The sequence below is a fragment of the Enterobacter sp. K16B genome (assembly GCF_020216105.1).
Taxonomy (GTDB): domain Bacteria; phylum Pseudomonadota; class Gammaproteobacteria; order Enterobacterales; family Enterobacteriaceae; genus Enterobacter; species Enterobacter sichuanensis.
Map to the genome: position 1 here is coordinate 34,906 of NZ_JAIWJZ010000039.1, position 18,184 is coordinate 53,089.

The 18,184-nt window shown below is 62.2% G+C and carries 15 protein-coding genes and 1 pseudogene; 9 read left to right on the forward strand and 7 right to left on the reverse strand.

Annotation, left to right across the window (positions count from 1 at the left end; all coding sequences use genetic code 11):
• The first annotated feature begins 24 nt into the window (after positions 1 to 24).
• The 3 genes from fes to entF are packed head-to-tail and all read left to right on the forward strand — an operon-like array spanning position 25 to position 5,301.
• Positions 25 to 1,224, forward strand: a complete 1,200-nt coding sequence (gene fes, locus LDK53_RS10110; protein ID WP_225286660.1) for an enterochelin esterase — start codon at positions 25 to 27, stop codon at positions 1,222 to 1,224.
• A 10-nt stretch (positions 1,225 to 1,234) separates the two neighbouring features.
• The gene (locus LDK53_RS10115) at positions 1,235 to 1,447 is read left to right on the forward strand and encodes an MbtH family protein (protein ID WP_025759969.1); all 213 of its coding nucleotides are present in this window, start codon (positions 1,235 to 1,237) and stop codon (positions 1,445 to 1,447) included.
• A complete protein-coding gene (gene entF, locus LDK53_RS10120; RefSeq protein WP_225286679.1) occupies positions 1,444 to 5,301 on the forward strand; it encodes an enterobactin non-ribosomal peptide synthetase EntF in 3,858 nt (1,285 codons plus the stop codon). The genes LDK53_RS10115 and entF overlap by 4 nt, the downstream gene beginning before the upstream one ends.
• Positions 5,302 to 5,383: 82 nt before the next feature.
• On the opposite strand, the gene fepC is transcribed toward entF, so the two are convergent.
• Genes fepC through fepD form a run of 3 tightly spaced genes read right to left on the reverse strand, consistent with a single transcriptional unit; the run spans position 5,384 to position 8,168 of the window.
• Positions 5,384 to 6,178, reverse strand: coding sequence for an iron-enterobactin ABC transporter ATP-binding protein (gene fepC, locus LDK53_RS10125; protein WP_225286684.1), 795 nt, complete (start codon positions 6,176 to 6,178; stop codon positions 5,384 to 5,386).
• Positions 6,175 to 7,167 (reverse strand): iron-enterobactin ABC transporter permease, encoded by a 993-nt coding sequence (gene fepG / locus LDK53_RS10130; protein ID WP_225286685.1) that lies wholly within the window; start codon positions 7,165 to 7,167, stop codon positions 6,175 to 6,177. The genes fepC and fepG overlap by 4 nt, the downstream gene beginning before the upstream one ends.
• On the reverse strand, positions 7,164 to 8,168 hold the full coding sequence (fepD, locus tag LDK53_RS10135) for a Fe(3+)-siderophore ABC transporter permease (protein ID WP_225286691.1): 1,005 nt from the start codon (positions 8,166 to 8,168) through the stop codon (positions 7,164 to 7,166). Before fepD ends, fepG begins: the two co-directional genes overlap by 4 nt.
• Positions 8,169 to 8,276: 108 nt before the next feature.
• On the opposite strand from fepD, the pseudogene entS reads away from it, so the two are divergent.
• Positions 8,277 to 9,514 (forward strand): annotated as a pseudogene (gene entS / locus LDK53_RS10140) (enterobactin transporter EntS).
• A 77-nt stretch (positions 9,515 to 9,591) separates the two neighbouring features.
• Here the strand turns inward: entS and fepB are convergent.
• On the reverse strand, positions 9,592 to 10,551 hold the full coding sequence (gene fepB, locus LDK53_RS10145) for a Fe2+-enterobactin ABC transporter substrate-binding protein (protein WP_225286704.1): 960 nt from the start codon (positions 10,549 to 10,551) through the stop codon (positions 9,592 to 9,594).
• 189 nt (positions 10,552 to 10,740) lie between these two features.
• Between fepB and entC the strand changes: the two genes are divergently transcribed.
• From entC to entH, 5 genes are read left to right on the forward strand one after another with little or no spacing between them, the layout of a single operon-like run.
• Positions 10,741 to 11,916, forward strand: coding sequence for an isochorismate synthase EntC (entC, locus tag LDK53_RS10150; protein WP_225286716.1), 1,176 nt, complete (start codon positions 10,741 to 10,743; stop codon positions 11,914 to 11,916).
• A 9-nt stretch (positions 11,917 to 11,925) separates the two neighbouring features.
• A complete protein-coding gene (gene entE / locus LDK53_RS10155) occupies positions 11,926 to 13,536 on the forward strand; it encodes a (2,3-dihydroxybenzoyl)adenylate synthase EntE (protein ID WP_225286727.1) in 1,611 nt (536 codons plus the stop codon).
• 10 nt (positions 13,537 to 13,546) lie between these two features.
• Positions 13,547 to 14,401: an isochorismatase gene (locus tag LDK53_RS10160; RefSeq protein WP_225286729.1), complete on the forward strand. Its 855-nt coding sequence runs from the start codon at positions 13,547 to 13,549 to the stop codon at positions 14,399 to 14,401.
• On the forward strand, positions 14,401 to 15,153 hold the full coding sequence (gene entA / locus LDK53_RS10165) for a 2,3-dihydro-2,3-dihydroxybenzoate dehydrogenase EntA (RefSeq protein WP_225286748.1): 753 nt from the start codon (positions 14,401 to 14,403) through the stop codon (positions 15,151 to 15,153). The genes LDK53_RS10160 and entA overlap by 1 nt, the downstream gene beginning before the upstream one ends.
• Entirely contained in the window at positions 15,153 to 15,566 is a 414-nt protein-coding gene (entH, locus tag LDK53_RS10170; RefSeq protein ID WP_225286755.1) for a proofreading thioesterase EntH, read from the forward strand. The genes entA and entH overlap by 1 nt, the downstream gene beginning before the upstream one ends.
• A 67-nt stretch (positions 15,567 to 15,633) precedes the next feature.
• Here entH and LDK53_RS10175 read toward each other — a convergent pair whose 3' ends face one another.
• From LDK53_RS10175 to LDK53_RS10185, 3 genes are read right to left on the reverse strand one after another with little or no spacing between them, the layout of a single operon-like run.
• The gene (locus LDK53_RS10175; RefSeq protein ID WP_225286757.1) at positions 15,634 to 16,746 is read right to left on the reverse strand and encodes a M20 family metallopeptidase; all 1,113 of its coding nucleotides are present in this window, start codon (positions 16,744 to 16,746) and stop codon (positions 15,634 to 15,636) included.
• Between the two features lie 13 nt (positions 16,747 to 16,759).
• On the reverse strand, positions 16,760 to 17,224 hold the full coding sequence (locus LDK53_RS10180; protein WP_045286221.1) for a YjiG family protein: 465 nt from the start codon (positions 17,222 to 17,224) through the stop codon (positions 16,760 to 16,762).
• A complete protein-coding gene (locus tag LDK53_RS10185) occupies positions 17,221 to 17,916 on the reverse strand; it encodes a nucleoside recognition domain-containing protein (protein ID WP_095449377.1) in 696 nt (231 codons plus the stop codon). Before LDK53_RS10185 ends, LDK53_RS10180 begins: the two co-directional genes overlap by 4 nt.
• Between the last annotated feature and the right edge of the window lie 268 nt (positions 17,917 to 18,184).

The following is an 18,184-nucleotide window of genomic DNA, read 5'->3' on the forward strand; positions in this document are numbered from 1 at the left end:
ACTGTTAAACATGAGGTTATAAGGGTGACGGCGTTAACAACGGGCAGTGAATCGTGGTGGCAGTCGAAAAACGGGCCTGAATGGACACGGGAAAAAGGGAAATATCGCGTCACGTTCTGGTGGCGTGACCCGGCAGGAACGCAAAGAACGTCACCGATCAAACGCGTCTGGCTCTACATCACCGGCGTGACCGATCACCACCAGAATGCCCGCCCGCAATCCCTCGAACGCATCCCGGATACCGACGTCTGGCAGTGGCAGGGCGAGTTTTTCCCCGCGTGGCGCGGGAGCTACTGTTTTATCCCCTCTGTGAATGAAAACGATTTTGCCGACGCCGTGTTCGCAGGCCAGAAGCCGGACCGCCTGGCGCTGCGCGAAGGCTGGCGAAAACTTTTGCCGCACGCGGTGTCTGACCCGCTGAATCCGCAGAGCTGGCGCGGCGGGCGCGGCCATGCCGTCTCGGCGCTGGAGATGCCGGAAGCACCGGTTCAGCCGGGCTGGCAACATTCCGATACCCCTCACAACGCGCCGGTCTGCATTGAATGGGAAAGCGCGCGCCTGAAAAACCGCCGCCGCGTATGGATTTTTACCACCGGGGACGATAACCCTGAACGCCCGCTGGCCGTGCTGCTCGACGGTCAGTTCTGGGCCGAAAGCATGCCCGTCTGGCCTGCGCTGGCGTCGCTTACTGCCGGGCGCAAGCTGCCGCCAGCCGTCTACGTGTTAATCGATGTGATCGACATGGCGCATCGCAACAGCGAACTGCCCTGTAACCCCGATTTCTGGCTGGCGGTGCAGGAAGAACTTCTCCCGCTTGTCAAAAAACGTGCGCCGTTCAGCGACCGCGCCGACCGTACGGTGGTGGCGGGCCAAAGCTTTGGCGGACTCTCTTCCCTGTATGCGGGCCTCAACTGGCCGCAGCGTTTTGGCTGCGTGCTAAGCCAGTCCGGCTCCTACTGGTGGCCGCATCGCGGCGGGCAGCAGGAGGGACGCCTTATCGAACAACTCAGGGCGGGGGAGATAACCGCGCGTGGGCTGCGCATTGTCCTGGAGGCCGGGCGCAACGAGCCGCTCATTTTCAACGCGAATCAGGCGATTTACGCCGAACTGCATGCGCAACAGCAGGTTTACTGGCGTCAGGTTGACGGCGGGCACGACGCGCTTTGCTGGCGCGGGGGGCTGACGCAGGGGCTGATCACCCTCTGGCAGCCGCTTATTCAATAACGGAGTCTGTATGGAATTCAGCAATCCTTTCGATAATCCGCAGGGACAGTTTGCCATTTTGCAAAACGACCAGGGGCAGTACAGCCTGTGGCCGCAGCAGTGCGAACTGCCGGCAGGGTGGCGTGTGGTGTGCGAAGCACAGTCCCAGGAAGCGTGCCAGCAGTGGCTGGCGGAACGCTGGCAAACGCTGGAACCGTCTCATTTTGCAAAGGGGAACGCATGAACCGTCTGCCTCTCGTTGCCGCCCAGCCGGGTATCTGGATGGCGGAACAGTTATCCACGTTGCCAAACGCCTGGAGCGTGGCGCACTACACCGAGCTGAAAGGGGATATCGACGCGCCGCTGATGGCAAAAGCCATTGCGGCAGGCATGATGCAGGCTGATACCCTGCGCACGCGCTTTACGCAAGAGAACGGTGAGGTGTGGCAGTGGGTTGATGAAACCTTCATTCTGCCGGAACCGTCCATCGTGCGCGTCGACTCGCATGAGGCCGCTATGGCGCTGATGGAGGGCGATCTCAACCAGAACCTGCGCGTTGACAGCGGCCAGCCGCTGGCGTTTCACCAGCTGATTCAGGTGGGGGAGCAGTGCTGGTACTGGTATCAGCGTTATCACCATCTGGTGGTGGATGGCTTCAGTTTCCCGGCCATTGCCCGCCAGATTGCTGCAATTTATTCCGCATGGCAAAAGGGCGAACCCACGCCTGAGTCTCCGTTCACGCCGTTTGCGGAGGTAGTGGAAGAGTACCAGCGCTATCGCGACAGTGAAGCCTGGCGGCGCGACGGTGCCTTCTGGGCCGAACAGCGCAAGCAGCTGCCTTCGCCGGTCTCGCTCTCTTCTGCGCCGCTGCCGGGTCGTGCCGCGACAACGGATATTCTGCGCCTGAAAATCGCCACTGACGGTCGCGCCTTTAGCCAGCTTGTACAGGCGGCAGGGCAGGTGCAGCGCGCCGAACTGGCGCTTGCGCTGGTGACGCTGTGGCTAGGGCGCCTCACCGGACGGCTGGACTACGCCGCCGGGTTTATCTTTATGCGCAGGATGGGATCGGCCGCGCTGACCGCAACCGGGCCTGTGCTCAACGTCCTGCCGCTGGCGGTGAATATCAATCCGCAGGAGAGCCTGCCGGACCTGGCGCAGCGCCTGGCAAACCAGCTAAAAAAAATGCGCCGCCACCAGCGCTACGACGCCGAGCAGATCGTGCGCGATAGCGGGAAGGCGGCGGGCGACGAGCCCCTGTTTGGCCCCGTGTTGAACGTGAAGGTGTTCGACTACCGGCTGGAACTCGACGGTGTGGAGGCCATCACCCACACGCTGGCGACCGGCCCGGTGAATGACCTTGAGCTGGCGCTGTTCCCGGATGAACAGGGGGGACTCAGTATTGAAATCCTCGCCAGTAAGCTGCGTTATGATGAAGCGACGCTTACCCGTCATGTTGCCCGTCTGAATGCGATGCTCATGCAGTTTGCCGCCAACCCGGACCTGCGCTGTGGCGAGGTGGAGACCGTTTCGGAACAGGAGTACGCGCAGCTCGCGCGCATCAACAATACCGGGCTGGCGCTGCCGTCCACTACGCTCGCCGATCTGGTGGCGGAGCAGGCAAGCAACACGCCTGACGCCTCCGCGCTGGCGGATGCGCACATCGAGCTTACCTATCGCCAGATGCGTGAGCAGGTGGTGGCTCTGGCAAACCTGCTACGCGAGCGCGGCGTGAAGCCGGGCGACAGCGTGGCGGTGGCGCTGCCGCGCTCGGTGTTCCTGACGCTGGCCTTACACGGCATTGTCGAAGCGGGTGCCGCGTGGCTGCCGCTGGACACCGGCTACCCGGACGACCGCCTGCGGATGATGCTGGAGGACGCGAAGCCGTCCCTGCTCATTACCACCGACGAGCAGCGTCCGCGCTTTAGCGATCTGCCGATTCCCTCCTTTAGTTACAACACACTATTACCGACCGCGGGGGCTGAGCCGCTGCGCCTGGCGAAGCCGGAGCAGACGGCGTACATCATCTTTACCTCCGGTTCGACGGGGCGTCCGAAAGGGGTGATGGTCGGGCATACTGCCATCGTTAACCGTCTGAAGTGGATGCAGGATCACTACCCGCTGAACGCGAGCGACGTGGTGGCGCAGAAAACGCCGTGCAGCTTTGACGTGTCGGTGTGGGAGTTCTGGTGGCCGTTTATCGCCGGGGCGAAGCTGGTGATGGCCGAGCCGGATGCGCATCGCGATCCGCAGGCGATGCAGAGCTTCTTCGCGCACTACGGCGTAACCACTACCCATTTTGTGCCGTCGATGCTGGCGGCGTTTGTCGCCTCGCTGACGCCAGAAAACGTCGGGTGCTGCAACACGCTTAAGCAGGTGTTCTGCAGCGGCGAAGCGCTGCCGACGGCGCTGTGCCGCGAGTGGGAAGCGTTGACCCATGTGCCGCTGCATAACCTCTATGGTCCAACCGAAGCGGCGGTGGACGTCAGCTGGTATCCGGCGTTTGGCCCGGAACTGGCGGCTGTTGAAGGCAACAGCGTGCCGATCGGTTTCCCGGTGTGGAACACGGGGCTGCGCATTCTGGATGCGATGATGCGCCCGGTGCCCTTTGGCGTGGCGGGGGATCTTTACCTGACCGGCATCCAGCTGGCGCAGGGGTATCTGGGTCGTCCTGATCTGACCGCCAGCCGCTTTATCGCCGATCCGTTCGCCCCTGGCGAGCGGATGTACCGCACTGGCGACGTCGCCCGCTGGCTGGACAACGGCGCGGTGGAGTATCTGGGCCGCAGCGACGATCAGCTGAAAATTCGCGGCCAGCGCATCGAGCTCGGCGAAATCGACCGGGCGATGCTGTCGCTGCCGGACGTGGCCCAGGCCGTGGCGCACGCCTGCGTGTTCAATCAGGCGGCGGCAACGGGCGGCGATGCGCGCCAGCTGGTGGGGTATGTGGTCTCTGAATCGGGTCTGCCGCTGGATCGCGACGTGCTGCTGGCATCACTCAAAGCACAGCTGCCGCCGCATATGGTGCCGGTGGTACTACTGCAAATCAGCGCGCTGCCGTTAAGCGCCAACGGCAAGCTCGACCGCAAGGCGCTGCCGCTGCCGGAGCTGACCAGCAAAACATCCGGTCGCGCGCCGGAAAGCGCAACCGAAATCGGCGTCGCGCAGGCGTTTGCCGCGCTGCTGGGCTGCGAGGTCAATGATACCGAAGCCGACTTCTTTGCCCTTGGCGGCCACTCGCTGCTGGCGATGCGCCTGGCGGCGCAGCTCAGCCGTACGTTTGCCCGCAAGGTCACGCCGGGGCAGATTATGGTCGCCTCCACGGTCAGCAAACTCAGCGCGCTGCTGGACTCGTCGATGAGCGACGCGCAGGCGCAGCGTCTGGGGTTTGAAACCCTTCTCCCGCTGCGTGAAAGCGACGGCCCAACGCTGTTCTGCTTCCATCCGGCTTCCGGTTTTGCGTGGCAGTTTAGCGTGCTGGCTCGCTATCTTAGTCCGCGCTGGTCCATTACCGGCATTCAGTCACCTCGCCCGGACGGGCCGATGCAGCAGTGTGCGGATCTGGATGAGGTCATCGAACATCACCTGAAAACCTTGCGCGCACAGCAGCCGCAGGGACCGTATTACCTGTTCGGTTATTCCCTTGGCGGCACGCTGGCGCAGGGCATTGCCGCGCGTCTGTGCGCGCAGGGGGAAGTCGTCGCGTTCCTCGGCCTGCTGGATACCTGGCCGCCGGAAACCCAGAACTGGGCAGAGAAAGAGGCGAACGGCCTCGACCCGGCAGTGCTGGCGGAAATCGAGCGCGAGCGACAGGCGTTTATCGCCGCTCAGCAGGGACAGGGCTCCAGCGAACTGTTTAGCGCTATTGAGGGCAACTACGCTGACGCGGTGCGCTTGCTCACCACGGCACACAGCGCACGCTTCGAGGGTAAAGCGACGCTGTTTGTGGCCGAGCGCACGCGCACGCAGGATCCGCAGCAGGCCTGGTCGCCGTGGGTGGGGGAGCTGGAGGTGTATAGCCAGGACTGTGCCCACGTGGACATCATTTCACCGCAGGCGTTTGAAAAGATTGGGCCGGTGTTGAGGGAGATATTGGGGTAGTGAAACTGCCCGGTGGCGCTGCGCTTACCGGGCCTACGGGAGCTGAGTGTAGGCCGGGTAAGGCGAAGCCGCCACCCGGCAATTACCGCCGACCTAAAGGCACCACCAGCGGCGTTCCCGCCACTGGATCGTCAATAATCATGCAGCGCATGCCGTAGATCCGCGCGATCAGCTCTGGCGTCACAATCTCCTTCGGCGCGCCCTGCGCCATAATCTCGCCGTCGCGCAGCGCAATCAGATGCGTGGCGTAGCGACACGCCTGGTTCAAATCATGCAGTACCGCCGCCAGGGTGTAGCCCTGCGTGCGGTTCAGCTCGCTCAGCAGCTCCAGCAGGTCAATCTGATGGCTGATATCCAGCCAGGTCGTCGGCTCGTCCAGCAGCATGATGGCGGTCTCCTGCGCCAGCACCATCGCGATCCACGCCCGCTGGCGTTGCCCGCCGGAGAGGGTGTCCACGCTTTGCAGTGCGAGATCGGTAATCCCGGTCGCCCGCATTGCGCGGTTGACCGCCTCCTCATCCTCTTTACGCCAGCGGGTAAACAGCGGCTGGTGCGGGTAGCGCCCGCGCGAAACCAGCTCCAGCACCGTGATGTCTCCCGGCGTGGTGGCGTTTTGCGCCAGCAATCCGATGCGCCTGGCCACCTCTTTACTGGGGAAGCGCTGGATCTGCTCGCCGTCGAGGAACACGTTGCCCTCAACCGGCGTCATCAGGCGGCTCAGCGTGCGCAGCAGTGTCGATTTACCGCAGCCGTTCGGGCCGATAATTGCCGTAAAATGGCCGTCCGGGATCGCGACGGTTAAATCACGGGCAATGATTTTTTTGCCGTAGCCGAGGGTGAGGTTTTCGCCGCGCAGGCGGGAGGTGGTATCGGTCATTTCTTGCGTGACTCCTGAACGAGCAAGACGATGAGGTAAATCCCGCCGAGGCTGACGGTCACGACGCCCACCGGCAGTTGATAAGGCATAAACAGCTGCCGGGCGCAGAGATCCGCAGTCAGCAGCAGCACCGCACCGCACAGCGCCGCCTGGGTCAGACCCCAGCGCGCGGTGCCGCTAAGACGACGGGCGATATGCGGTGCCACGAGGGCGATAAATGAGATTGGCCCGGCGATGGCCGTAGCGGCAGCGGTCAGCAAGACCGCCGCCAGCATCAGCATCAGGCGCGAGCGCTCAACGCCGACACCCAGCGCACAGGCGCTGTCATCGCCCATCTCCAGCAGACGCATGCGCCGCACCAGCAGCAATGCGGCAATAAACATCAGCACAATCAATGGCGCGGCGGGCCAGGTTTTGCCCCAGGTCAGACCGTTGAGCGAGCCGGCGTACCACAGCCCGGCGGAGAGCGCGGTTTCCAGCGAGGCCTGCAGCAGCAGCCAGGTATTAAACGCCATCAGCATGGCGCGCACGCCGATACCGATGATGATCAGGCGGAAGGTGTCGATACCGTTGCGCCAGGCAAGCAGCCAGATAAGCAGGGACGTGAGCATGCCGCCCGCCATCGCCGTAAAGGTGATGGCCGTCAGGTGCTGACCAAACAGCACCATCGCCACCAGCACGCCGCTCCAGGCGCCGGTATTGAGGCCCATCACGTCCGGGCTGCCGAGCGGGTTGCGCATCAGCGACTGGAATATCGCACCGCTGACGCCGAGCGCCGCGCCCACCAGAATCGCCATCGCCACACGCGGCAGTCGCCATTCGGTGACCACCAGGGAGAGGTTGCGCGGTGCGCTGCCGAGCAGGGCGTTAAAGACCTGAGTAAAATCGAGCGTGACCGCGCCGCTGCGCAGGCTCCAGACCGCCAGCAGCAGAATGGCGATAAGCAGCAGCGCGACGCTGGTCATTAAACGACGGGACGGGGCCATCATGCGGCACCTCCGCGTTTACGGCGCACGAGGAAGATCAGCACCGGCGCGCCGATAAAGGCGCTGACCACCGAGACGCGCAGCTCGCCGGGCACCAGAAGACGACCCGCAACATCGGCCACCAGCAGCAGGGCGGGCGTTGCCAGCAGCGTCACCGGCAGCGACCAGCGGTGATCCGCCCCCACCAGCCAGCGCGCCATGTGCGGCATCATCAGGCCGATAAAGGCTATCGGGCCGACAACCGCCGTCGCGCTGCCGCATAAAACGGTGATGACCAGTAATCCCGTCAGCTGGGTCCGTGCCACGCGGTTGCCGAGCGCGGTGGCGGTGTCGCTCCCGAGACTCAGGCTGTTCAGCGCCCGGCTTAAAAACAGCGCCACGGCGGCGGCGATAACCACCGGGATCGCCACCACTTTCAAGGTGTCCAGCGTGCGGATATCCAGCGAGCCGGCCTGCCAGAAACGCAGCCGATCGTAGACGTCCGGGTTGAGCAGGGCGATGCCGCTGGATAACCCTTCCAGCACCGCGCCGAGCGCCACGCCTGCCAGCGTTAAGCGAACCGGACTCAGCTGGCCGCCGCCCTGGCTGCCGGTAAACGCCACCACCAGCGAGGCGGCGAGCGCGCCGCAGAAGGCCATCACCAGTTGTTCAGACGGCGAGGTCAAACCGAGCAGCGCCGCGCCGAGCACGATGGCAAAGCTGGCTCCGGCGTTAACGCCGAGAATGCCGGGGTCCGCCAGTGGGTTACGGGTGAGGGTTTGCATCAGCGCACCGGCAAGACCGAGTGCGCCACCGGCCAGCAGCCCGGCGAGCGTGCGGGGCAGACGGGCGTCGAGCACGATAACGCAGTCGGCGCTCTGACAGGTGCCGGTGAGCGCATCAACGATAATGGATGCAGGCAGCGGCTTCGCGCCGACCAGCAGGCTGAGTGCAATCGCCAGAATTAACAGCAGCAATAAAACGGGCACGGCAAGGGCGCGCACCGAAGAAGAGGAAAACGACATAGCAACATCCATGATTTGATAATGATAGTGATTATCGTTATCTATCTTATTTGGCTATGTTAGCATGTGCGCCCATGGAAAGGGTAGAATTACACTCAAGGCTTTGTCATGAATCAAAAATCCTGGCTGCTCAACCTCAGCCTGCTTAAAACACACCCGGCGTATCGCGCTGTGTTTATCGCCCGCTTTATCTCCATTTTGTCCCTCGGCCTGCTCGGCGTGGCCGTGCCGGTACAGATCCAGACCATGACGCACTCCAGCTGGCTGGTGGGCCTTTCGGTCACCTTAACCGGTGGGGCGATGTTTATCGGCCTGATGGTCGGCGGCGTGCTGGCGGACCGCTACGAGCGTAAAAAGCTGATCCTGCTGGCGCGCGGCACCTGCGGGGTGGGGTTTGTCGGGCTGTGTCTGAACGCCTTGCTGCCTGAGCCGTCGCTGGTGGTCATTTACGCGCTTGGCCTGTGGGACGGTTTCTTTGCCTCGCTGGGCGTGACGGCGTTGCTGGCGGCCACGCCTGCGCTGGTGGGGCGCGAAAACCTGATGCAGGCCGGGGCGATTACCATGCTCACCGTCCGTCTGGGTTCGGTGATTTCGCCGATGGTGGGCGGTCTGCTGCTGGCAACGGGTAACGTGGCCTGGAACTACGGGCTGGCGGCAGCGGGCACGTTTATCACCACGCTGACGCTGCTGCGCCTGCCGCTTCTGCCCCCGCCGACGCAGCCGCGCGAGCATCCGCTGAAATCACTGATGGCGGCGATTCGTTTTCTGTTCAGCAACCCGCTGCTCGGCGGGATTGCGCTGCTCGGCGGCCTGCTGACCATGGCAAACGCGGTGCGCGTGTTGTACCCGGCGCTGGCGGGCGAGTGGCAGATGAGCGCTTCGGAGATAGGCATTCTCTACGCTGCCATTCCGCTCGGCGCGGCGTGCGGTGCGCTGACCAGCGTAACCTGGCGCAGACCGCGCGTCCGGGATTGATTATGCTGCTTGCCACGCTGGCCTCGTTTATCGCCATTGGCTTCTTCAGCCTGATGCCGGTGTGGGCGCTGGGCGTGATGTGCCTGGTGATTTTCGGCTGGCTGAGCGCCATCAGCTCGCTGTTACAGTACACCCTGATCCAGACCCAGACGCCGGAAGGGATGCTGGGGCGCATTAACGGCCTGTGGACCGCGCAGAACGTGACGGGCGATGCCATTGGTGCGGCGATCCTCGGCGGCCTGGGGACGATAATGACCCCGGTGGCATCGGCGAGCAGCAGCGGGTTTGTATTAGCCGCTATTGGCGGGATCTTATTGATGTCGTTGGCAGAATTGCGGCGATTCAGGCAGGAGAGTGTGGTGACCACGTAGGTCGGGTAAGGCGGAGCCGCCACCCGACAAAACGCCCGGTGGCGCTGCGCTTACCGGGCCTACGGAGAACGTGCCACTTATTTAAACATTGAATTTAAACGCTGCAACACCAGCATCGCGCTGTAATAATCCAGACGGAACGTCTCCGTTCCCAGCGCCCAGACGCGCTTATTCTTCACTGCTGGCAGATGCGCCAGCAGCGGGTTGGCATAAATCGCGTCGACGTCTTTCTCGTCCCCGGCAAACACAAACAGCCCTTCGCCGTTGAGCCCCGTCGCCAGGCTTTCCCCACCCAGCTGAATAATGTCGTGACGTTTGCCCTGGCTTTTTGAGGTATGCAGCCCGGCAGGCAAGTCTGCCAGCGTAAAGCCCAGCTGGTGCAAAAGCTTGCCCTGGGCCGATTCCGCGGTCCACAAATTGGCGCTGTGCGCGGCGGCGGTGTAGACGATGGCGTTCACCGGCTGCGGCGGCAGTGTCATCTGCTGCTTCACCTGCGCAAGTTGTTTATCAAATGCGGCAATACGCGCAGCGGCCTGTTTTTCCTGACCCGTAATAGTACCGAGCTGGGTCAGCAGTTCCTGCCAGCTTTTGTCGTCGTAGTTGATGACAAGCGTCGGGGCGATGGCGGAGAGCTGGTCGTACAGCGCCAGGGCGGAATCCCCGCCGGTCGCGCTGATCAAAATCAGGTCCGGCATTTGGGCTGCCACCGCTTCGGCGCTCGGCTCACCGATATACAACCGCGCGACCTTACGCTGTTTCGCAATATCCCCCCACTGGCGCAGGAAACCCTGCGCGTCCGCCACGCGGTTGTTCGGTGCGGTTGCACCGCTGGCGACAACCGGGGCGTCAATCGCCAGCAGGGAGCCGGTTAAGGTCACGCTGGTGGAGACAATGCGCGTCGGCTTGCTCTCCAGGGTATGCACGCCGCGGCTGTCGGTCACCTGGCGGGGCCAGTCGGCGGCGGCGGCTGAGGTAAGTCCTAAAACAAAAAGTCCCAATAAAAGCAGGGGAGTACGGTAAACGGCAGGGCATTTCACAGCGCGGTATCCTGTTTTTGTTGAAGATAATGCTTCTCATTTTCATGGTTGCCGCGCAGGGATGCAAGCTTTTGTCGCACACGTTATTTGCCCAACGGTTGACAGCGAAGCGATGTGGGATTAGGTTAGCCGACGAAAATATAAATGATAATCATTATTGCTTCTTTTATCATTTTTGAGGAGGATGATATGGATACGTCCCTGGCTGAGGAAGTTCAGCACACCGCAAGCACGCTGCAATCAGACCGCTTTTTCTTTATGTCGCCTTACCGCAGCTTTACCACGTCAGGCTGCTTTTCTCGCTTCAATGAGCCCGCAGTCGGCGGCGACGATCCGACGGGTCACTTCCAGCAAAAATTAACCCAGGCCTTCCGGAATGCCAAAGCCAGCGGTATCGCTCATCCGGTGATGGTAGGGGCGATCCCGTTCGATACCCGCAAGCCCTCATCGCTGTTTATTCCGCAGCACTGGCAGACCTTTTCCCGTCCTGCACGTCAGCAGTCCGCGCGCTATTTTTCCGGCTCGCAGACGCTGAAGGTGGAACAACGCACCGAGATCCCGCCGCAGCCCGTGTTTGAAGAGATGGTCGCCCGCGCCGCGTCGCTCACCGCCACGCCGCAGGTGAACAAAGTGGTGCTGTCGCGCCTGATTGATATCGCGACCGACAAGCCGATGGACAGCGGCGCCCTGATGGAGCGTCTTATCGCCCAGAACCCGGCGAGCTTTAACTTCCATGTACCGCTGGAAGACGGCGGGGTGCTGCTCGGGGCAAGCCCGGAGCTGCTGCTGCGCAAAGAGAGCGCGCACTTTAGTTCGCTGCCGCTGGCAGGCTCGGCGCGCCGCCAGCCGGACGATGTGCTGGATCGTGAAGCGGGCAATAAGCTGCTGGCCTCCGAAAAAGACCGCCACGAGCACGACCTCGTGACCCAGGCGATGAAAGCCATTCTCGCGCCCCGGAGCCATCACCTCAGCATGCCTGACTCTCCGCAGCTGATCACCACGCCGACGCTGTGGCACCTGGCGACGCCCGTGGAAGGCGAGGCGTGCGAAAACGAGAATGCCCTGACCCTGGCCTGCCTGTTGCACCCGACGCCAGCCCTGAGCGGTTTCCCGCATCAGGCGGCAAAAGCGCTGATTGCCGAGCTGGAGCCGTTCGACCGCGAGCTGTTCGGCGGCATCGTCGGCTGGTGCGACAGCGAAGGCAACGGCGAGTGGGTGGTGACCATCCGCTGCGCGCGGCTGCATAAAAATCGCGTTCGCCTGTTTGCCGGTGCGGGCATTGTGCCTGCCTCCTCCCCGGTGGGCGAGTGGCGTGAAACCGGTGTGAAGCTCTCCACCATGCTCAATGTTTTTGGTTTGCACTAAGGAAGACTGATGACCATTCCCTTTACCCGCTGGCCTGAGGCGTTCGCCCGGCGCTACCGAGAAAAAGGCTACTGGCAGGATCTGCCGTTAACCCACATCCTGACCGATCGCGCGGACAGCGATGCGGTGGCGATTATCGATGGCGAACGTCGCGTGACCTACCGCGCGTTAAATCAGGCCGTGAACAACCTGGCCTCAGCGCTTCAGGCGCGCGGGTTGCAGCGCGGCGAGACGGCGCTGGTGCAGCTTGGCAACGTGGCCGAGTTCTATATTACTTTCTTCGCGCTGCTGCAAATTGGCGTCGCGCCGGTTAACGCGCTCTTTAGCCACCAGCGCAGCGAGCTGAATGCCTACGCCGTGCAAATCAAACCCGCCGTGCTGATTGCCGACCGCGACCACGCGCTGTTCGCAGGCGATGATTTCCTCAATGCTTTCGTGGATGAACACCGTTCGGTACGCGTCGTCCTGCTGCGCGGTGACAGGGGGGAGCATGCGCTGGAGGCGGCGATCTCCCGCCCGGCGGATAATTTTATTGCCAATCCGACGCCCGCCGATGAAGTGGCCTTCTTCCAGCTTTCCGGCGGCAGCACCGGCACGCCCAAGCTCATCCCGCGCACGCATAACGATTACGACTACAGCATCCGCCGCAGCAACGAAATTTGCGGCATTACCGCCGACACTCGCTACCTCAACGCGCTGCCTGCGGCGCATAACTACGCCATGAGCTCGCCGGGATCGTTAGGGGTCTTTACCGCGGGTGGCTGCGTGGTGCTGGCGAGCGATCCGAGCGCCACGCTCTGCTTCCCGCTGATTGAACAGCATCAGATTACCGTCACCTCGCTCGTTCCTCCGGCGGTCAGCCTGTGGCTGCAGGCCATCGCCGACGGGGTGGGCAACGCGCAGTTGACGTCTCTCAAATTGCTGCAGGTGGGTGGCGCGCGTCTTTCCGCCACGCTCGCGGCGCGTATTCCGGCGGAGATGGGCTGCCAGCTGCAGCAGGTGTTCGGCATGGCGGAAGGGCTGGTGAACTACACCGCCCTCGACGACGCGCCCGAGCGCATCATCAACACGCAGGGCCGTCCGATGTGCCCGGATGATGAAGTGTGGGTAGCGGACGAGCACGGCAACCCGCTTCCGCGCGGGGAAGTCGGTCGTCTGATGACGCGCGGACCCTATACCTTCCGCGGCTATTTCAACAGCCCGGAACACAACGCCAGCGCCTTCGACGCTGAGGGTTTTTACTGCTCGGGCGATCTGATCGCCATCGACGAGCAGGGCTACATCACCGTGCAGGGGCGTGAGAAAGATCAGATCAACCGCGGCGGCGAGAAGATCGCCGCCGAAGAGATCGAGAACCTGTTGCTGCGCCATGAGGCGGTGATCCACGCCGCGCTGGTGAGCATGGAGGACAGCCTGCTTGGCGAGAAGAGCTGTGCGTATCTGGTGGTGAAACAGCCCCTGCGCGCGGTCGAGGTGCGTCGCTTCCTGCGCGAGCAGGGCGTTGCCGAATTCAAGCTGCCGGACCGCGTGGAGAGCGTGGAGGCGCTCCCGCTGACGCCGGTCGGCAAAGTTGATAAGAAACAGTTGCGCCTGTGGCTGGCTGAACGCGCCCGGGGCTGAGGAACAGAGTATGACTATCCCAAAATTAACCGCTTACGCGCTGCCAACTGCCGCAGAGCTGCCAACCAGTAAAGTGAACTGGGCCTTTGAACCTGAACGCGCCGCGCTGTTGATCCACGATATGCAGGAATACTTCCTGAACTTCTGGGGCGAAAACAGCGCGATGATGCAGCAGGTGGTGACGAACATCGCTAAACTTCGCGCGTACTGCAAAGCGCATCATATTCCGGTGTACTACACCGCCCAGCCGAAAGAGCAGAGTGATGAAGACCGCGCGCTGCTCAACGACATGTGGGGGCCGGGCCTGACCCGCTCGCCGGAGCAGCAGCGTATCGTCTCTCAGCTAGCGCCGGACGAAGCGGACACCGTGCTGGTGAAGTGGCGCTACAGCGCGTTTCACCGCTCGCCGCTGGAGCAGATGCTGAAAGAGACGGGCCGCAACCAGCTGCTGATTAGCGGTGTGTACGCCCACATCGGCTGCATGACTACCGCCACCGATGCCTTTATGCGCGACATCAAACCGTTCTTTATTGCCGACGCGCTGGCGGATTTCACCCGCGATGAGCATCTGATGTCGCTGAACTACGTGGCCGGGCGCTCTGGCCGCGTGGTGATGACCGACGATCTGCTGCCGTCGGTTCCGCCCTCAAAAGCCGCGCTGCGTGAGATGATCCTGCCGCTGCTGGACGAGTCCGACGAGCCGATGGATGACGAAAACCTGATCGACTACGGTCTGGACTCGGTGCGCATGATGGCGCTGGCCGCCCGCTGGCGCAAAGTGCATGGCGACATTGATTTCGTGATGCTGGCCAAAAATCCCACTCTCGACGCCTGGTGGGCGCTGCTCTCCCGCGAGGTGCAGTAATGGGATTTGACTTCACCGGTAAAACCGTCTGGGTGACGGGGGCGGGTAAAGGCATTGGCTATGCGACGGCGCTGGCGTTCGCTGAGGCGGGCGCACAGGTAACCGGGTTCGACCTGGCGTTTCCGCTGGGCGATTATCCTTTTGCAACCAAAGCGCTGGACGTGGCGAATGATGCGCAGGTCAGCGAGGTGTGCGGTCATTTGCTCACTACCGTTGAACGTCTGGACGTACTGGTTAACGCGGCCGGTATTCTGCGGATGGGGGCAACCGACCAGCTCTCGCAGGCGGACTGGCAGCAGACCTTCGCGGTCAACGTTGGCGGCGCGTTTAATCTGTTCCAGCAGACGATGGGCCAGTTTCGCCGTCAGCAGGGCGGGGCGATTGTGACGGTGGCTTCGGATGCGGCGCATACCCCGCGCATTGGCATGAGCGCCTACGGCGCCTCGAAAGCGGCGCTGAAAAGCCTGGCATTGACCGTCGGGCTGGAGCTGGCGGCCAGCGGCGTGCGCTGCAACCTGGTGTCGCCGGGTTCAACGGACACCGATATGCAGCGCACGCTGTGGAAAAGCGACGATGCAGAGCAGCAGCGCATTCGCGGCTTTGGCGAGCAGTTTAAGCTCGGCATTCCGCTCGGCAAAATCGCCCGTCCGCAGGAGATTGCGAGTACGGTGCTGTTCCTCGCCTCCGATGCCGCCAGCCATATCACCCTGCAGGATATTGTGGTGGACGGTGGCTCCACGCTGGGGGCGTAATGATCTGGAAACGTCATTTATCCCTCGATGAACTGAACGCGACCAGCCTGAACACCCTGGTGGCGCATCTTGGCATCGTCTATACCCGCCTCGGTGACGACACGCTGGAAGCGGAGATGCCGGTGGACGCACGTACCCACCAGCCGTTTGGTCTGCTGCATGGCGGGGCCTCGGCGGCGCTGGCGGAAACGCTCGGCTCGATGGCCGGGTTTCTGATGACCCGGGACGGGCAGAACGTGGTGGGAACGGAACTGAACGCCACCCATCATCGCGCGGTGTCGCACGGTAAGGTGCGCGGGGTGTGTCAGCCGCTGCATCTGGGGCGTTCCAGCCAGAGCTGGGAGATTGTGGTCTTCGACGAGCAGGGACGGCGGTGCTGTACCTGCCGGTTGAGTACGATGGTGCTGGGTTAGTGTTGTGCGGCCTGTTGCCCTCACCCTAACCCTCTCCCACAGGGAGAGGGGACAGTGTCGTGCAAAATTAGAGCATTGAAACGACGCGCTTAAGTAACCGAATTCTCGGCGCTATGGACGCTTTATCCAGCCACTCCGCGGGGCTGTGGAACCCGGCGCCAACGGGCCCGAAGCCGTCAAGCGTCGGGATGCCGAGCGCCGCGGTGTGGTTGGCATCGCTGCCGCCGCCAACCGCCTGCCAGGTAATGGCGATACCTTCCGCTTTCCCCGCCGCTTCAACCTGATGCATCAGCGCCTGCGTGGCAACGCTTGCTGCCATCGCCGGTTTGTGGTTGACCCGCGTCAGCGTGGTGGTCACGCCGTCTAAAAAGCCTTTTTCACATAACGCCTCCAGCGCCTGATTTACCCGGTCGTACTCATCGTTTTCCCAGAAGCGAACGTCCAGTTCGGCTACAGCGCTGTCCGCGACCACGTTGGCCGCGCTGCCGCCCTGTATCACCCCAACGTTCAGCGTGGTGCCGCGATCCCAGTTCGTCAGGGCATTAATGGCGATAACGCTGTTCGCCAGGGCGGCGATCGCCGAGCGGCCCTTTTCCGGGTCGTTACCCGCATGCGCCGCCACGCCGCTAAAGGTGAGGTGATAGCCCGCCATGCCTTTCCGCGCTTTCACCAGCGAGCCGTCGGCGCGGGCGGCTTCGCAGACGAGCACGCAGCGGGAGCGTTTTGCCAGCGCGCCAATCCATTCGTGGGAATAGACGGAACCCGTCTCTTCGTCCGGGTTCATCGCCACGGCTATCGCCAGACGTTCTTTGTCAGCGGTGTCCAGTTCACGCATTGCCCATAAAACATTCAGCAGTCCGCTCTTCATATCCGAGACGCCGGGGCCGTACAGACGAGTATCGTCCTCGCTCAGCGGGCGCCCGGCCACGGTACCGGGGGCAAACACGGTGTCCAGATGGCCCACCAGCAGCACGTCAAACTGTTGTGCCTGCGGCTTGTTGCTGACGAAAACGCCGGGACCCACCTTGTCGCCCAGGTTCACCTGTTCGGTATGCCAGCCCTCGCGCTGCCAGAGCTGCTGCATAATGGCTGCCACGGTGGCGACGCCTGCAATCGTCTGGGTTCCACAGTCTACGTTCACCAGGCTTTTCAGTTCTTCGATGTAATGGTCAAGATTCATGTTCACGTCCTGTTCAGAGAATAATGCGCATCAGCAGCATGGCTAAGAATGCGTTGACTACCGAGATGGCGATCATCAGCGGAATGCGTCTGGCGCGGGTGCCGATCACCCCCAGAATGCGGCCCAGGTACTGCACCTGCGAGCCCATCAGGTAGATGGCAGGCGCCAGAATCGCCAGGTGCTCGCCGGTGAGAATGCCCTTATCAAACAGGCCAATGGCGACGCCTATCCCACCGCCCATCGACATCCAGCCGCCAATCAGCACGGCGGCGGCTTCGCCCGGCAGGCCAAACAGCCCCATCAGCGGGGCGAAGAGCATCCCCAGTCCTTTTAGCGCGCCGGTGATCTCCAGCGCTTTGATGATGATAAACGCCATTACCACGTTGGGCAGGGTGCTGCTGGTGGCAATGCTCCAGCCTTTGCGTGCCCCCTCGACGAAGACATCAGTAATAACCGGGTTGGATTGTGGAGCACTCATGCGGCGTCTCCTTTAGCGGTGAAAGAGAGGAGCAAACGCAGCAGATTTGCCCCCACGATTTTCATGATGAACATCACAGCGATACAGGCGCCGATGGAGGTGGGAACGGCAGCCGTGCCGTCGACGGCCACCAGCGTAAAGAGGATGGCGCCGGAGGAGAAAAAGTTGGTGATCATCGCCCCGGCGGAAAACTGGAACATGGCGAAGACATCTTTCTCTTTTTCGCTGATTTGCCCTTCATCAGACAGGTTTCGGGTGAGGGACGCGCCCACGTCGGTGCTTTGCAGGCTGCCTATCAGTGCCAGCCCGGTGGTGCCGGGAATGCCCAGCAGGGGGCGCAGCAGCGGGGTTAAGAGCTTGCGGGCGGCACGCAGGGCGCCGTAGTGCTCCAGTACGTTGATCATCCCAAGCGCAAACATCACGGCCGGAATGAGACCGAGCGCGAAGAGAAAGCCGTCCATCGCACCGCTGCCGCCTGTGCCGCGAAAGGCGCTGCTGGCCGTCGTCAGAGTGCCATCCTCCAGGCTGGCTTTACTGACCACTTTGCCAAACGCACCGTTAAGGGTGGTGAAATCAAACACGCCGTACCACTCTTTTCCGCCCAACAGGCCAGAGAAGAAGACGGCTGCAAACGCCAGGGCGAAGTACGCGCCGGGCCCGACCTTACTATCCTGAGGTACTGAACTGTTCATATCCTTTTCCTTGTATGCACGCCATTGCGCAGGGTCATTCTGGCGGGGTTTCGGGCAAAAAAAATGATATAAATCATCCCGTAAGGCCGGGGCGGGACGAAAAAGGCAAAAGTGTGACCGGTGACGGTACGAAAGTGATCTGCTTAACAATGTGGTGTAAATGTCTGGTTTGACCACGCATTATTGCGTTTCAAAGTTGTTAAATTTTCGCTGTTGTTCTAGAAACAAAATGTAACATCTCACTGTTTCACAACAACGGATCACCATT

Excerpts from the sequence above, each read along its gene's own strand:
- LDK53_RS10115 (WP_025759969.1), top strand. The coding sequence starts at position 1,235 with ATGGAATTCAGCAATCCTTTCGATAATCCGCAGGGACAGTTTGCCATT.
- entF (WP_225286679.1), top strand. The coding sequence starts at position 1,444 with ATGAACCGTCTGCCTCTCGTTGCCGCCCAGCCGGGTATCTGGATGGCG.
- fepC (WP_225286684.1), bottom strand. The coding sequence starts at position 6,178 with ATGACCGATACCACCTCCCGCCTGCGCGGCGAAAACCTCACCCTCGGC.
- fepG (WP_225286685.1), bottom strand. The coding sequence starts at position 7,167 with ATGATGGCCCCGTCCCGTCGTTTAATGACCAGCGTCGCGCTGCTGCTT.
- fepD (WP_225286691.1), bottom strand. The coding sequence starts at position 8,168 with ATGTCGTTTTCCTCTTCTTCGGTGCGCGCCCTTGCCGTGCCCGTTTTA.
- entC (WP_225286716.1), top strand. The coding sequence starts at position 10,741 with ATGGATACGTCCCTGGCTGAGGAAGTTCAGCACACCGCAAGCACGCTG.
- entE (WP_225286727.1), top strand. The coding sequence starts at position 11,926 with ATGACCATTCCCTTTACCCGCTGGCCTGAGGCGTTCGCCCGGCGCTAC.
- LDK53_RS10160 (WP_225286729.1), top strand. The coding sequence starts at position 13,547 with ATGACTATCCCAAAATTAACCGCTTACGCGCTGCCAACTGCCGCAGAG.
- entA (WP_225286748.1), top strand. The coding sequence starts at position 14,401 with ATGGGATTTGACTTCACCGGTAAAACCGTCTGGGTGACGGGGGCGGGT.
- entH (WP_225286755.1), top strand. The coding sequence starts at position 15,153 with ATGATCTGGAAACGTCATTTATCCCTCGATGAACTGAACGCGACCAGC.
- LDK53_RS10175 (WP_225286757.1), bottom strand. The coding sequence starts at position 16,746 with ATGAATCTTGACCATTACATCGAAGAACTGAAAAGCCTGGTGAACGTA.
- LDK53_RS10180 (WP_045286221.1), bottom strand. The coding sequence starts at position 17,224 with ATGAGTGCTCCACAATCCAACCCGGTTATTACTGATGTCTTCGTCGAG.
- LDK53_RS10185 (WP_095449377.1), bottom strand. The coding sequence starts at position 17,916 with ATGAACAGTTCAGTACCTCAGGATAGTAAGGTCGGGCCCGGCGCGTAC.